Raw genomic sequence first — 13,683 nt, 5'->3', positions numbered from 1 at the left:
CCGAGGTTATGGTTTAAACTTTACTGCTCTACGCGTTAAGTCACTTACTTCTGAAAGTGCCTCAATATGCTTTTTAACAGTTCGGTTAAGTTGTGCAGGACTCCTGAATGTGACCTTGCCGGAACGGCTGGCTTTTAATCCTGTTGTTCATAGGCCCCAAGGTCAATTATCCGGTTCCGGATCCTCGGGTTGTTGTCCAGGTCTTTCGGGTTTTCCGGTCCCCCGGGGAATCCGGACAGGTCGATATCAGGGTCGCCTGCGTTTACTGCGGGCGAGTTCGGCCTCAGGCGGAAATTTCCCGAAGTGGAGGGGGCACTGCTTGGGTCAATGGGGTTGGAAAACAGGGGAGGCGCATCCAGGTTATGGCCGCTATTTATGCCTATACTACTTTCCCAGTTAGTACTACCGCCGGAATTGGCAATGAGGCTGTAGGAAATGGCAGGAGTGGCATTTTCCCCGTTAAACACTGATGAAGAGAAGGAAGATGCCGTACCGTTGGCCCGGTTTTTCCAGATGATCACATGCTTAAGAACGGGCGAGCTGTCAAGGTTGTATATGGCACCGCCCTGTTGTGTAGCCGCATTTCCGCTGAAAGTTGCGTTGATGATCTCGGGAGAGGAATTATTGAGGTTGGCCATGCCTCCCCCGTTTAATGTCGAAAAGTTTCCGCTGAGAAGGATATTGGCCAGGATGGGAGCGCCCCCGACACTGAATATTCCACCACCCGTGTCGGCCGAGTTGCCCTTGAACATAACGTTATACAGTTCCGGATTACTCTGCCTGATGTGTATGCCACCGCCGGTTGCAGCTTTGTTATTATTAAAGGAGACATTGCGTAATATGGCAGGGCCGTGATTGTTGAGCATACCGCCGCCCCTGGTTCCTGCTTTATTGTTGTTAAAGGCCACATGATTCAGTGTTGCCGAGCCGCCTAAGTTGAGCATACCGCCCCCGTTTTTGTCGGCTGAGTTCCCGGCAAAGAAAACGCGGCTTAACGAAACTGTTCCAGTATGGTTAAATAGTCCAGCACCGTAATAAGCCCTATTGGCATTGAGGGCTACCTTATGTAGACGTAAAGATGCCCCGAACACATAAATACCGCCTCCCCTGCGGTTCAGATCCTCTTCGGGGGAGAAACCGTTGCGAACCGTAAGCCCTGTCATTCTCACTGTTATGTCTCCTTCAATGACAATAACTCTCCCGGCATTGTACTGGTTAGGTTTTTCGGCGGCCTGGATCACGGTAGTTTCCCGGCCGGAGCCGTGCAGGGATAGCGATTTTTCAATGACTATGTTTTCCGTATAAACGCCTTCCGCTATATGAATGGTATCCCCGGCGCTTGCCCGGTCTATGGTATAGGATATCGTGGCACAGGGGTTTTCGGGGTCATTGCAATGACCGCTATCCTTACCCGAGGGGCCTGTATATGACAAAGCGGGGTTATAAATGGTCAGGTCGTGTGTTCCGGAAAAGCTGTCTCCTCTGTTGTTCGTGTAGTCGATACTGATACTGTGATTTCCGGGCTCCTCCGGAACATAGGCATAACGCACCGTAGAAGAAGAAAGGGGAAAGGCTTCCCCGGCCCGGTAGGTCTTTCCGCCTATTTCAACATGCCCTTTCCTGTTACTGTCAAAACGGGCAGAAAACGCCAGGTCTTCCGGCGCCGGGTAGGGAAAAGTATTGGTAATACTCACTTCTATGGCCAGATGCTCTTTCGGAAATCCGCTGGTAATGGCGAGATCCTCGAAAACCTCAAACGGATAATCGGGATTCACCTCAATGTTATCATCATCACAGGACGACAGGAGCAGTATTCCGAAACATAATAAAAAAGATAGCTTTTTCATATGGTTTTGTAATTTGTAAATGCCGAATATCGAATATGGAGCCGTAGAATTCCAAAGTATTGTATAGTATGGATTCTTAAAATCATTATCAGATATTCGGTATGCATTATTCCTTTTAAACATGTCGGCTTTATGTGGGACAATTCGGGAGAAGGGTGTTATTTAAAATAAAATTTCACTCCTCCCCCGAATTTGTTCATATGCTTTGCAAAATCACTTTTAAAGTTCTGCCAGCGGAGATATGTGGCCATAAGGGATATATTGGTGGTGAGGTGAAGTTCGGCTTCGATCCCTCCATACAGGCCATAGGTAACGGGATCATCGGTATTTCCCACGATCATATGTTTATAGGCTTCATTAAAATCGTAAGTTTCCTTAGCCCCGAAAGCACCTGCCCAGAGATGAACAAACGTGAATTCTCCGAAAATCTCGTTAAAAGAATAACCATAAGCGGCCCCCAGAGAAACGATACCGGTATCAAACGGAGTATCTAAAGCAGGGATATGCTGTTTTCGGGAGGTATAATCGATATCTCCACGGATCATGCTGCCTTTCTCGTTCAGGAAGCGTTGATAACTGGCATTGACAAAAAAACCTTTAGAAACACCACCTCCGTATAAACTGACAGCACTTTGCCCGGAATAGCGAAATTGCCCATTACAGCTAAGGCTACCCAAAATAAAGATCGCGATAAAAAAGAATTTCTGCATGGTCACAGGTATGAATTTCCGGAGGCAATGTAAAAAATCCGGAAATAATTTAAAGAATATGAAACAAGTTTTTTTAAAAAATACCTGTTTATCGGGATGTGGTGTTTTTAAGTCTTTGCCTCAGCTATATATAAGGTGTTGTATGTGGCTTAGGTTGCCTGGTTATTAGAACCACCAGGTACCGAAGGTATCTCGGATAAAGAATTCCATATGGAACACTGAAAATCATTCGTTATTCTCCGGCTTTTAACCGGGACAGGCAGTAGCAAAGAAGCAAAAAAGGAGCTGCAGCTCGCAAATTAAAAACCCTCAAAAGAACAGTCTTCCCTCCTCCCTGAAAAAAGGGATTTTTCAGTCTTTATTTGCGTAATATGTTCGTATGTAATATCTTGCAGGCTGTTTTATAACTCGATATTTGATTTGGTATTTTTTATTTATTAACCTTAATCTTTAAATTTTTAGTATTATGTCATTTAAAGCAACATTATCTGTTGGCGGAAAAAAAGTAAACATTCTCAACGCCAACTACGACCTGGCACAGGAAGTAGATGCCACCGGAAGACCTTCATCGGTAACCCGTGGCGGACGAATTTACCTTACCGTAGAATCTACCGGAGATTCTTTTTTCTTTGAGTGGATGACCAACAATTTTGAACGTAAGAACGGAACCATCACCTACATTAAGCGTGATACCGATGCCAAACTTCGCGAAGTGAACTTCACGGAAGGATACCTGGTGAAGTACAAAGAGAACTTCGACCACAGAGGAGACAACCCTTTAACAGAGACTTTCACCATCTCCTGCCGTGTGATCAATAGCGGAAGCGGAGAACATATCAACGAATGGGTATAATGCCATTCCTTAATTTATTGTAATAAGCGATCAAATCAAATATTACTAAAAAAGGGGATGGTATAAACCTTCCCCTTTATTTACCCTATCCCCCCTTTAAAAGACTAAATCAGCCCCCTGAATTTTACCCTGGTATCCCGGAGAGGAGATGTTTTTTTCGTGCTTTATTTACGAAAGGAAAAGTACATTCCCGGTATGGAGAGAAACTCAGGCAGATGCCTGTTTTTTCCCGTAAAGATCTTCGGAAATATCATAAATGGCTTAAAAAAGACCACCGGGAAGTGAAAAAATATACAAAACCCCGGTTTTCAGGGAAGGGCAATATGCGAAGAATAATGTAATTTCGTAAAAAATATAAAGCAAACACACTAAAGCAATGAGTTTCTTAGCCAAATTTGAGATTGACGATATGTCGTACAATATTTTGGAGTACGATATATTGGTGGAAAAGGGGACAGACCATAATGGTAAACCTGCTACGAACGCCCGTGGTGGGGAGATACGATTGGTTGTGGAGACCGATATGAGAGATCATTTTTCGGACTGGGCAATAAGTCCTACCCAGGTCAAGGACGGAAAACTCACCTTTTACAAGCGCGACGGTATGAGCCGGATGAAATCGATCGGTTTTAAAAAAGGATATTGTATTCGCTATCGTGAAAGGTTCAGGGCCATAGGAGACGAGCCCATGAGAACGGAGATCGTTATATCGGCAAAAGAAATAAATATCGGCAATACGCCTTTTGCCAAGAAATGGCCGGGTGTAGGTGCCGGGGCTGTATAAGCATACAGGAATATGGGGAAGAAAACAAAAGAGGAAATAAAAGCAGGTTTACGTGAAAAATATGGCGTGGACAAGGTGTATGAATGGGCCGGTTATGCCGATGAGCCTAGAGAAAAACCCCTGGTCGACGCTGTTGAGCATGTAGCCAAAGAACTCAATTTTGCCCCTTCCTATCTTTATACCATAGCCATAGGAGAGGGATTGGGAGTTACTTATGCAGATATCCTAGCCAATTATAAAGACGACGTTTTAAAAACGGATGTTTCTATCGATGGCTATCAAAGCCTGGGAGTGGACGACTTTAGTTCCGATTTCCCCAGGGTAAAAAAGTACCTGCCCGAAGATTACAACGAGGGCGATGAATACACATCAAAACAGATTGTCCGTAACGAATGGGGAGGGGAAACCGTGGTTAATTCCGCCACATTTGACGGCCTTAAAAATGCCCTGTACGGGTTCGGGGCAATACTGTTGCACCGACGAGACCGTTTCCTGGAACACAAGAGGGAATTTAAATACGGTATCCCCACCGAAGATCAGAGCGCTTTCTGGACCTATGTCTATTTTCAGGGCGAAGGTACCGGGAGAAAATACCTGGAAAACAACGGAGACATGGACTATACCTCGGCGCCTCCATCTAATGTTGCCCGAATAGGCGGACCTGATGGTATCCGTTATAAAGCCCTGGAAAGACTGGCCACATGGCGCTATATGAAAACCAAAAAGATATTTTCGGAATAAAACCGGTAGGGCCACAATAATCTTTCGACATATAGAGGTAACTATTTTGGCCATTTAAAGTTACATCCCGATATTTATCAGAACAGGTTGCGGCCCTGGAAAAACAATAAGAATAGAGTATATGAAACCAATGTGGTTAAATTAACCTTCAGGTATACAAAACAATGACTGTTTTATAACTGAATCATATAAAAAGGGATAGAAGACGGATGACAGATATGCACATCGGTCGCCGGTCATCGGTCACCCGTTCAAAAAAATAAACATATGAAAACGATCAGGCCCCTGCTTGTTATATTGAGTTTTTATATTTCGCACAGCTGTGCTTCCCAGCAAACCATGCCCGAAAGGGATAAGGAGCTGGCTGCCATGTACGATCATTTTCAGGCTAACCGTGATAAAGATGCCCGGGTGCGCGACAGTGTCCTTGCCCGGTTTAAAGCCGAATTGAAGAAGACATTAAAAAAAGAAAATTCAAAAGCCTATCCCTTTAAAGCCTTATCCGGAAAAGTGAAGATCGCGGCTTCCCGAAACGGAAAGCTCCGTATTTTTTCATGGCAACCTTATCCGGACGGATGCTACCATATCTATCATGCCATATACCAGTACGATAACAACGGCCGGATGGAAACAGGAGAACTCGCTTCCATACCCGGCAACGACCATACGGCCGACCTTTCTTACACGGGAATATCCGAGATCACCGACAATAACTTTCTCCTGCTTGGCTATGGCACCAGGTGCGGGGGAGAGGATTTCTATACCTTGCGGAACCTCATATTCAACGACGGCAATGCAAAGGACTGCCGTGAATGTTTTGCCGGAAAGGACGCCCTGGTATTTATAAAACCCCGGGCGGTCCGCTCCGTACCCGGATATGACCCGGAAACACAGACCATTTCCTACCCGGAATACGGGAAAAACGAAGAAACAGGGTTTTATGCCCCCACCGGGAAAACTATAACCCTGCAATACGATAAAAATACATCTGCCTTTATTGCAAAAGACAATTAAAAGTATAGCTTATGGCACTGCAAACGGAATTAAACATAAAGATCGGAGCCTTAAAGATCAACACATTCAAAAACCTTTCGCTGTCCCAGGACATCGATGAACACCATTTCCTGATCCTGGAATGCCGGGAAGATGAGATCTCCTTACAAAACCCCGGGCTCAAGGGAAATTATCACCAGCTTATAGGAGAGACCATCCTGGTGAGTATGCAGGGAATAGACCGGATGTTTTCTACCCATAGCGGGTATTTTAAAGGCATAATAACCGGTGTCAAGGCCCAGAATATCAACGACAGCAGTGGCAAACGCCTTCAGTTTAAAGCCTATAGCCCCACCATACTTATGGACAACGGGCCGGAGTCTTCTTCTTTTCTGAAGAAAGACCTTGTCGATATTGTTCATGATACGACCAGGCTTTATGATCAACAACTGTTAAAGATAAAGAAAGACCCCCTGAAGCTGCCGGTTTATCCTTATGTGGTGCAGTATAACGAAAGCGACTACCACTTTATACAGCGGATGTGTTCCCGGCAGGGGGAGTGGTTTTATTACAACGGTACAGAACTTATTATAGGCCAGGAAAACACAGGAGAGGAAATTATGTTGCACTACGGCTATAATCTTAGTCATTACGATTTTGAGATGAGCCTGCAGCCCACCCGTTTTAAATATCACAGTAATGACCTTTCCGAAGGCGAATCACACCAGAGTATGACCAAAGAATACGAGAACGGGGTCAATGGTATAGCTGCGGAGCTGGTAAAATCTTCGGGAAGGGTATTCTCCAAGGAAACCATTGCGCAGCACAATCAACTGGTCAATGAAGGGTCGGGCAAGGTGGACATGGATAATTTTGCCCAGCTCAATTTCCAGAAGAAGGTAGCCAACATGATCTTTGTTAACGGCAGCAGCGAAAACCCGGCCATACGCCCCGGGGCGGTTGTACGCATACTGGATGAAGACGGAAGCTCACAAGGTATATTTAAGGTGATCTCCGCAACTCACTATTGTACGGACACGGGAGACTACAACAACAATTTCAGGGCTGTTCCGGTAGCTGTGGAAGTATCTCCTTTCTCAAGGCCCGGCGAATATCCCAGGTGCGAAAGCCAGCCTGCGGTGGTTAAGGAAAATAACGACCCCAAGGGACTGGGAAGGATAAAGGTACAGATGGCCTGGCAAAAAGAAAATGCGCAGACCACAGACTGGATACCACTGGCTTCTCCTCACGGGGGCAGTGGCAAAGGCTTTCACTTTATCCCCGAGATCGGTGAAAATGTCATGGTGGACTTCCAGAGCGGCAATGCCGAACTGCCTTATGTCACCGGAAGTGTGCATCACAACCAGGCCAAAAGCGGCTATCACGACCCCGATAATAACCTAAAGGCCATTCGGAGCCGGAGCGGAAACAAGATGGTGTTTGACGATAAGGCCGGAAGTACTACCATAACAGACAAAGGAAGCGCCAGTATGGAAATGGACGGGGCAGGGACTACAACCATCACCACTGCTGCAAAACAGCTTATTAATGTAGGAGGGGAAGAAGGAGGTCCGGCCAATAGTAGCATGTCTATGGACAGCGACGGGAATGTTGAAATTAAGGCCAATACCAAAATAACATTTATTATAGGCGAAAGCAAAATAGAAATTACCGGTACCCAGATAAAAGTAACAAGTGACGATATTTTAGTTGACGGAAAAAGCCAGGCTACCATAAAAGGGACTGACAGTGCACAGGCTGTGTTTAACGGGATAGCAAAAATCAAGGGCTCCCAGGTAGATATCAATTAATACCGGAAAGGGAAACGAAGTATTTGGACAATGGGAAAAAAAATGGACTACAGTTTTTATACAAAAGAACAGGAGGCCCGGGAAAAAGCTGTTGCGGATAAGCAAACTAAGAGCAAATCGGATTCTGGCCAAACGGCAAGGTATAGGTGTGAACAGTCTGTGGTGATGAAATTAAATGGTATTATACACAGCCACGCAGATACTAAAAGAGAATTTATGGTTCATAAATCGCCAAAAAATGCCGAATTTACGATCAAGGTTGAGATGGTTGATAATATTGTTGAGGCATACCAGCAGCAATTGGAACTTGCCATAAAATTAGTCTGTGAAATAGACAAAATTAAATCCGATATACTGGTTTCTGTTGATGACTCGGGTAAAATGGATAAAATACTCAATCATACAGAGATCGTAGAGAAATGGAAAAAGAAGAAAGAAGAGTTTGAGAATGATTTTGCCTTTATGAGAAATGAGAACTCAAAAAAAGAGTTTGAAAAGTTTCTGGAGATGAATAATGAGCAGATATCAACTCCTGAAAATATCAAAAATGACCTGAATACCAAGTTATTTTTTGATTTATTTTTTGATAAGTATTTAGTGGGTAATGAAAATTTCGGAGATTATATCAGGACTTACCACTCACAGTTGTTTGATGGCTATGGTGTTGGTCTGGACTTTAGTCAGGATATTTTGGCGGAAAGCCCTAAAGAAGTAAAAGTAAGAAAGGTAAGTACTCTTGATAAAACGAAATTGGATATTGCTTTTTTGGAAAAGCAATATGATACGAAATTTAAGCCTATGGTTAAGTATAAATTTTCTGAGTATAACTTTAGCGTCAGGGAAACGAGTACGATAAACACAGAAGACCACTGGATTGAAGAATCCAATGTAACCATGATTGAGGAAGTGAAGAACAATGTCCAGGTTTTAATAGATTACAAACTGAGAAAAATAGAAACATAATGGCACAATCTTATATACCGGAAGGGACCGAGGTGATATGTACCATGATGCAAAAAGGACCGAACAAAATTGGTATTAACAGGACTTCTTATGTGGTACACAAGAGTGAGAATGCCCCGCTTCTCAATAAACTGGACAAAAAGATCAGCGATTCGTTCCAGTGCAAGAATGCTTCAAAATTCTGGGGCGGGTTATCAACGTTATGTGCAGGGATTGCCATAGGTGCCCTAGTAGTAGCCGCTGTTGCGGCCACCGTCCTGACTGGTGGAGCTGCAGCTGTTTTTATTGTAGCAGCGGCAGGAACCGCCCTGGTGAGTTTGGGGGCCGGGGTTACCGGATTGTACAAAGCGGCTCACGATTGTGATGCTACCTTAGAATCGCAGTGGCAACTTCTTCACGAAACTGTTAATATAGACGGAGAACAGGCTGTGTTAAACCGTTCTTTTATCAGTTGCGTCAAAGGAGGGAAGGTGAGCCTGATTGTCGATCCGGTTATAGCTAAAAGTGCGGCAGAGCAGATCATTAACAATAATGAAAATGAAGTTTCCGCTCACTTGAGCAGCCAGTTTGTAATGGGGCTTATCACAGGGGCTGTTTCAGCTTCACCGGCCGCTTTAGCCGTATCTTCCCCTTTGGCCATTTACTCATATAACGATGCCGAAAGTAAAGAACAAGAACAACGGGCTCAGCAGCAGGAAAGAGATCCTTTTCTGACCCGGGCTGGTGATGCTGCAAAAAATGAAGCGAGAAATACCACTATAGGCTTGCCCGGAGGATTTGTAGAAAATGTTAATGAGGTAACAAAAATTAACCGGTCGGTGCAGAGCGAAATGATAGAGTACGGTCAGCAGGCCGTAGCAAGAGAGGCTGCAGGAGATGTAGCGGGCGCTGCCAATGCAAGACTTGCTCAGGACATTGCTTCACGTTCTTTTCAAACCCCTTGGAAAAGCATGTTAAAAGGGCTTGGATGGGGGCTAGCCGCTGGAGCGGTTAATTTTGGGATCGATGAATTTTCTAATAGTTATGAGGATAGAATGCATGTACAATCGCTGGATGTTCGAGATAATGCTGATAGGTCTGATTCAGATAATAATGTTGGAATAATAGCTACTGATCTATGAAGAACTTAGGTATACCATATGCCGTTGGGTATATATTGGCGGGACTTGTCGTCTTACCGCTTTTATTGCTTTTAGTGAATAAGGTGTTTTTTCAAGGCAATGATGCTGAAAAGTATATTCAGGATTATTTAGGGAATATGGAAAATTTAAAAGTACATATAAGCCCTGATCAGGAAATTGTTTCGGCATATGAAAGATATACTGCGTATTTATCCAAAGGTGACGGAATTATTCATATTAGAACAAAAACATTCTATTCAAATGAATACGATAAGCACTTTCAATTTCGAATGGTAAATATCGGGGATAACTTTTATTCTGCTTTCTATAATCATATAGAGAAAAACGGTTTTATTATTACTGTCAATAAAGATGATATGAATAACTCCAAGATGGGCACTAAAGAAAACCCTGTTCCCGTTTTCAGGGTAGTAGGAGATGAAAAACCGGTACGTTTATGGCATACTGGGGAGGACGGTGAAACTGTTTATGAAAACTATGATATTACAAAAATACAATATGAGAACAGCATTTACTGCCATTTAAAATATGTAATGCCAAAAGAGGAGTTTAAGGAGCAGTTTGAGAAAGAGAAGTAAGTTGTGGTTGTATATCTGTGAAAAATCTGGGACTACCATTCGCCATTGGATATGCACTGACAGGCCTTGTAGCTTTGCAATTTTCTACCATGCTACGGCTTTATCTTTTGGTACACCGGCGTATAATTCTTCGTGAGCCATTTTAATCTTACCTTTTAATTTAAGAATCGTTTTATCAATGGTGGTAAGCATCCCGGTTACACGTTTCTTCCGAGCTTTCATCGCTGTCTTCTGACCTTCAGGTGTTTGGGCCAGATCGAAATCAGGACCATTCAAAATATTGACAACACCCTTGGACGGAAAATCAAATTCTCCGTAAAAAAAATTGCTGCAGCCTGAGTAATTCCTCCTTGCCATACAACCTGTACCTTTTCTCGGTACGGACGGATGGTTTCAGCAACCCGATCTTGTCGTGCAGGCGTAGCGTGTGCACCGTTACGCCTGCAAGTCCGGACAGTTGTTTTACCTTGTAGTTTTGTAGTTTGCCTGATACTCTTTACCGTTCATTTTGCAAAGCCATGTTATGCCCTAAGGTAGGGGGCAAACCTTTTTTGATGTTTTTTCAAAAAATTACTTTTCCGGGTCCGTGAAAGTAACAATGTCTATTCCGATTCCGTTGGGGTCAACAATGGCAAAATGCCTGTCTCCCCAGGGTTCGTCGCGTATCTCAATCGCTATTGCAATCTCTTTGTTTTTAATTTGCCTATACACTTCGTCCACATTTTCCACCTCTATGGTAAGATAAACCCCTTTGCCATTAAATGGTGATTGAAAAATAGGTTTTTGACTGGGGTGATTGGGTTGAAGAAAACTGATTTCCGCCGATTTATCAGGCGTGTGCATCAAAAGATAAAATTCATTTTCAAAGGACACGCCAAAGCCCAATACATTGGTGTAAAATTCTTTGGTCTCTTCCAGTTTTTCGGTGATGATTCCTGCGTTTAGTTTCATTTTGTCGGGTATTTGTGCACTTGCCAATGTTGCAATTAGCAAAAATGCGGGGATGAATAATGTTCTCATTGCCAATAAGTTTATTGTTTGTACAAACTTAAGATGAGAACAACCGCCTGAATTGTAAAAATCGGACAAAGTTTACCGTAATGCCTCGGACGGAGTTACCCCATAAAATGTTTTGAAGTTTTTGATGAAATGGGCCTGGTCGAAGAAGCCAAGGTCAAAATATAATTTGTCTTCCTTAAGGCTTAACCTGGATGGCATTGCGTTTAGTATATGCTGAAACCGTACAACATTGCTAAATGCTTTAGGAGTGGTGCCAATATAATAATTAAAAATTCTGCGTAGTTGTCTCGGGCTTAATCCTGTCGCTAAATCAGTTTCGGTATCTAAAAATCCCTTACACCGAAAAATAAGGCGCAAAGCATTGAGAAAGCGAGTATCCAAATTAAAATGTTGGTTTCGGATGTGGACACTCAACTTCCCGTTTAGCAGGGTTACAATTTTTTCAAAAGACAGTTTTGAGTTGATATTGTCCTCAATCCATTGTGAAAAATCGGGCAGCACCTGCCTTAGTTCTTGAGATTGATTACTCAGGCTTTGGGCGTTTATTCCAAACAAAAGTGGAAATGCAGAAGGCAGAAAGCGAATGCCCATATAATTAAACTCATTGCCGATGGCAAACTCGGTATATTTCCTGAAAAACCCCATCACGAAGTTTTCCGTCGGTTGGTTATGGTCAAAAAATATATCAATACAACCGTCCGAAACGACCCTGTAAACAAAAGGTTCTTTTAAGGCATTTGTGGTTTTTAACTGCCAAAAACAGTACACGAAATTTTCAATGGCTTTAACCGGACGGGTTTCCTGATAAACAATTTCTTTAGCACCAACCTTTACTGTCGGTTGAATGGGACGATAAAAGTCTTTTATAAATTTAATTTCTTCCACGTTTTAGATTTTCCACAGGAAAATCAAATGTACCAAAATTGAGCAATTATTTTTATACGGTGTGTGTGCCTGGCATGGGCATCTTTTATTTATGGATGGATTTGTAATTATTTCCACACCGTCATTCCCCCCAGATAACCAAACATTTTCTCTCCGAGTTCTACACCTTTCTCAGAATTTGTAAATAGAACATATCCCCATTTGTTTGCTTTATCAAATACATACCAGCAGGTAAAACCATCATTACTGCCGCTATGAAAATAGACGTTCTTAAATTCTTTATCTCCAGTCATAAACCCTAAGGTATAGTAATACGCTGTCCCCGAATCTGAAGTAAAGGCTTTAGATTCATAACCTAATAATTCTTTATAACTACTTTCGGAAAGATGTTCATTTTTCATAATTGCTATCATCCATTTAGAAAAATCAAGTGAATTAGTATGTAAAGAGGAAGGGGCTACAAAAATTCCATCATCTTTTTTGTACCAATAATTATTTTCCCAATCAATCCAATGGCCATCTTTATCGTAAGGTTCTGCTTTTAATTTTCTGGTAGTTTTATTTTGAATGAACACAGTGCTATTCATTCCCAAAGGTTTTGCAACTTTATTTTGAAATGATTTTTCCAGTAATTTCCAATCACCTCCTTCAATTTTTTTTAAAACCATAGCTAAATATTGATAACCTTCTCCTGAATATTCAAAACGTGTCCCGGGTTCAAATTTTATTTTCAGTTTTTTATCCTTTTCATTTTCTCTCCAGTTAGGAAATCCTGACCGATGACTCAAAACCATTCTGGCTGTTATTTTTTTGTATCTTTCATCGTATGCAATATCGGAGTAGGGTAGATATTTATACAAAGGTTTATCTAAATCTAATTTACCCTCTTCGACGTATTTCATCACAAAAAAGGCAAATATCGACTTTGATAATGAGGCCGCTTCAAATATAGTTTCTGAATTTACAGGTAATTTCTTTTCTAAATTCGCATAACCATAAGAGTTGTGATAGACAACTTCTCCGTTATTAATTATAGAAAAAGATAAGCCGGGAACCTTTAGTTCTTTCATATTATCTTTTATATAATGATCAACGGAATCTTTTGAAATATGAGTGTTTTTATAATTCCTAACTATTGTATTTTCGTTAAAAGAACAACCATATAGCAGAATTGTATAGAGCACAATATGGAATATTCTGTAGAAAATTTGTTTTATCATCATCACTGTTCTTTATTTCGAATTTCACAGCCTTAAAGACTTTTCAATGCAATAAAGCATGCTCAAGCCCCTCTCCGGAGTATCCCCAATGTTTCATAGTTTAAAGACCTGTGGTAAATTTGAAAGTTACAAAAAA

General features: G+C 42.2%; 15 protein-coding genes. 8 read left to right on the top strand and 7 right to left on the bottom strand.

All coding sequences use genetic code 11. The features are described from left to right. Nucleotides 1-134: 134 nt before the first annotated feature. Both KN811_RS10360 and KN811_RS10355 read right to left on the bottom strand, forming a co-directional pair. Entirely contained in the window at nt 135-1,847 is a 1,713-nt protein-coding gene (locus tag KN811_RS10360; RefSeq protein WP_187964220.1) for a right-handed parallel beta-helix repeat-containing protein, read from the bottom strand. Nucleotides 1,848-2,005: 158 nt separating this feature from the next. Continuing rightward, the gene (locus tag KN811_RS10355) at nt 2,006-2,557 is read right to left on the bottom strand and encodes a hypothetical protein (RefSeq protein WP_187964221.1); all 552 of its coding nucleotides are present in this window, start codon (nt 2,555-2,557) and stop codon (nt 2,006-2,008) included. 466 nt (nt 2,558-3,023) lie between these two features. On the opposite strand from KN811_RS10355, the gene tssD (KN811_RS10350) reads away from it, so the two are divergent. The 8 genes from tssD (KN811_RS10350) to KN811_RS10315 all read left to right on the top strand — a co-directional run bounded on the left by tssD (KN811_RS10350) (nt 3,024) and on the right by KN811_RS10315 (nt 10,422). Next, nucleotides 3,024-3,410 (top strand): type VI secretion system tube protein TssD, encoded by a 387-nt coding sequence (gene tssD / locus KN811_RS10350; RefSeq protein ID WP_187964222.1) that lies wholly within the window; start codon nt 3,024-3,026, stop codon nt 3,408-3,410. A 376-nt stretch (nt 3,411-3,786) separates the two neighbouring features. Further along, nucleotides 3,787-4,194 carry a type VI secretion system tube protein TssD gene (gene tssD, locus KN811_RS10345; protein WP_187964223.1) on the top strand — a complete coding sequence of 136 codons (408 nt, stop codon included), beginning with the start codon at nt 3,787-3,789 and terminating at the stop codon, nt 4,192-4,194. A 12-nt stretch (nt 4,195-4,206) separates the two neighbouring features. Then, nucleotides 4,207-4,935, top strand: coding sequence for a hypothetical protein (locus tag KN811_RS10340; RefSeq protein ID WP_187964224.1), 729 nt, complete (start codon nt 4,207-4,209; stop codon nt 4,933-4,935). Nucleotides 4,936-5,202: 267 nt separating this feature from the next. Then, nucleotides 5,203-5,949, top strand: coding sequence for a hypothetical protein (locus tag KN811_RS10335; RefSeq protein WP_187964225.1), 747 nt, complete (start codon nt 5,203-5,205; stop codon nt 5,947-5,949). Between the two features lie 11 nt (nt 5,950-5,960). Further along, nucleotides 5,961-7,739 carry a type VI secretion system Vgr family protein gene (locus KN811_RS10330; protein WP_187964226.1) on the top strand — a complete coding sequence of 593 codons (1,779 nt, stop codon included), beginning with the start codon at nt 5,961-5,963 and terminating at the stop codon, nt 7,737-7,739. A 30-nt stretch (nt 7,740-7,769) separates the two neighbouring features. Continuing rightward, nucleotides 7,770-8,702, top strand: a complete 933-nt coding sequence (locus KN811_RS10325) for a hypothetical protein (protein WP_187964227.1) — start codon at nt 7,770-7,772, stop codon at nt 8,700-8,702. Then, nucleotides 8,702-9,823 carry a PAAR-like protein gene (locus KN811_RS10320; RefSeq protein ID WP_187964228.1) on the top strand — a complete coding sequence of 374 codons (1,122 nt, stop codon included), beginning with the start codon at nt 8,702-8,704 and terminating at the stop codon, nt 9,821-9,823. Before KN811_RS10325 ends, KN811_RS10320 begins: the two co-directional genes overlap by 1 nt. Further along, a complete protein-coding gene (locus tag KN811_RS10315) occupies nt 9,820-10,422 on the top strand; it encodes a DUF8188 family protein (protein WP_187964229.1) in 603 nt (200 codons plus the stop codon). Before KN811_RS10320 ends, KN811_RS10315 begins: the two co-directional genes overlap by 4 nt. A gap of 84 nt (nt 10,423-10,506) precedes the next feature. Here the strand turns inward: KN811_RS10315 and KN811_RS10310 are convergent, their stop codons facing one another. The 5 genes from KN811_RS10310 to KN811_RS10290 form a co-directional block, all read right to left on the bottom strand. After that, a complete protein-coding gene (locus KN811_RS10310; protein ID WP_216334813.1) occupies nt 10,507-10,779 on the bottom strand; it encodes a hypothetical protein in 273 nt (90 codons plus the stop codon). After that, on the bottom strand, nt 10,727-10,855 hold the full coding sequence (locus tag KN811_RS22115) for a MerR family DNA-binding transcriptional regulator (RefSeq protein WP_216334811.1): 129 nt from the start codon (nt 10,853-10,855) through the stop codon (nt 10,727-10,729). Before KN811_RS22115 ends, KN811_RS10310 begins: the two co-directional genes overlap by 53 nt. A 137-nt stretch (nt 10,856-10,992) precedes the next feature. Beyond that, nucleotides 10,993-11,373, bottom strand: a complete 381-nt coding sequence (locus KN811_RS10300) for a VOC family protein (RefSeq protein WP_187964230.1) — start codon at nt 11,371-11,373, stop codon at nt 10,993-10,995. Between the two features lie 141 nt (nt 11,374-11,514). Continuing rightward, on the bottom strand, nt 11,515-12,327 hold the full coding sequence (locus tag KN811_RS22005) for an AraC family transcriptional regulator (protein WP_216334808.1): 813 nt from the start codon (nt 12,325-12,327) through the stop codon (nt 11,515-11,517). 107 nt (nt 12,328-12,434) lie between these two features. Further along, entirely contained in the window at nt 12,435-13,547 is a 1,113-nt protein-coding gene (locus tag KN811_RS10290) for a serine hydrolase domain-containing protein (RefSeq protein ID WP_216334834.1), read from the bottom strand. Nucleotides 13,548-13,683 lie beyond the last annotated feature (136 nt).

Origin of the sequence: Sinomicrobium weinanense, assembly GCF_018863395.1 — a bacterium.
GTDB lineage: Bacteria > Bacteroidota > Bacteroidia > Flavobacteriales > Flavobacteriaceae > Sinomicrobium > Sinomicrobium weinanense.
This window is presented reverse-complemented; position numbering and strand designations above follow the sequence as displayed.

Excerpts from the sequence above, each read along its gene's own strand:
- KN811_RS10335 (WP_187964225.1), top strand. The coding sequence starts at position 5,203 with ATGAAAACGATCAGGCCCCTGCTTGTTATATTGAGTTTTTATATTTCG.
- KN811_RS10315 (WP_187964229.1), top strand. The coding sequence starts at position 9,820 with ATGAAGAACTTAGGTATACCATATGCCGTTGGGTATATATTGGCGGGA.
- KN811_RS10355 (WP_187964221.1), bottom strand. The coding sequence starts at position 2,557 with ATGCAGAAATTCTTTTTTATCGCGATCTTTATTTTGGGTAGCCTTAGC.
- tssD (WP_187964223.1), top strand. The coding sequence starts at position 3,787 with ATGAGTTTCTTAGCCAAATTTGAGATTGACGATATGTCGTACAATATT.
- KN811_RS10325 (WP_187964227.1), top strand. The coding sequence starts at position 7,770 with ATGGGAAAAAAAATGGACTACAGTTTTTATACAAAAGAACAGGAGGCC.
- KN811_RS10290 (WP_216334834.1), bottom strand. The coding sequence starts at position 13,547 with ATGATAAAACAAATTTTCTACAGAATATTCCATATTGTGCTCTATACA.
- KN811_RS10340 (WP_187964224.1), top strand. The coding sequence starts at position 4,207 with ATGGGGAAGAAAACAAAAGAGGAAATAAAAGCAGGTTTACGTGAAAAA.
- KN811_RS10330 (WP_187964226.1), top strand. The coding sequence starts at position 5,961 with ATGGCACTGCAAACGGAATTAAACATAAAGATCGGAGCCTTAAAGATC.
- tssD (WP_187964222.1), top strand. The coding sequence starts at position 3,024 with ATGTCATTTAAAGCAACATTATCTGTTGGCGGAAAAAAAGTAAACATT.
- KN811_RS10310 (WP_216334813.1), bottom strand. The coding sequence starts at position 10,779 with ATGGCAAGGAGGAATTACTCAGGCTGCAGCAATTTTTTTTACGGAGAA.
- KN811_RS10300 (WP_187964230.1), bottom strand. The coding sequence starts at position 11,373 with ATGAAACTAAACGCAGGAATCATCACCGAAAAACTGGAAGAGACCAAA.
- KN811_RS10360 (WP_187964220.1), bottom strand. The coding sequence starts at position 1,847 with ATGAAAAAGCTATCTTTTTTATTATGTTTCGGAATACTGCTCCTGTCG.
- KN811_RS10320 (WP_187964228.1), top strand. The coding sequence starts at position 8,702 with ATGGCACAATCTTATATACCGGAAGGGACCGAGGTGATATGTACCATG.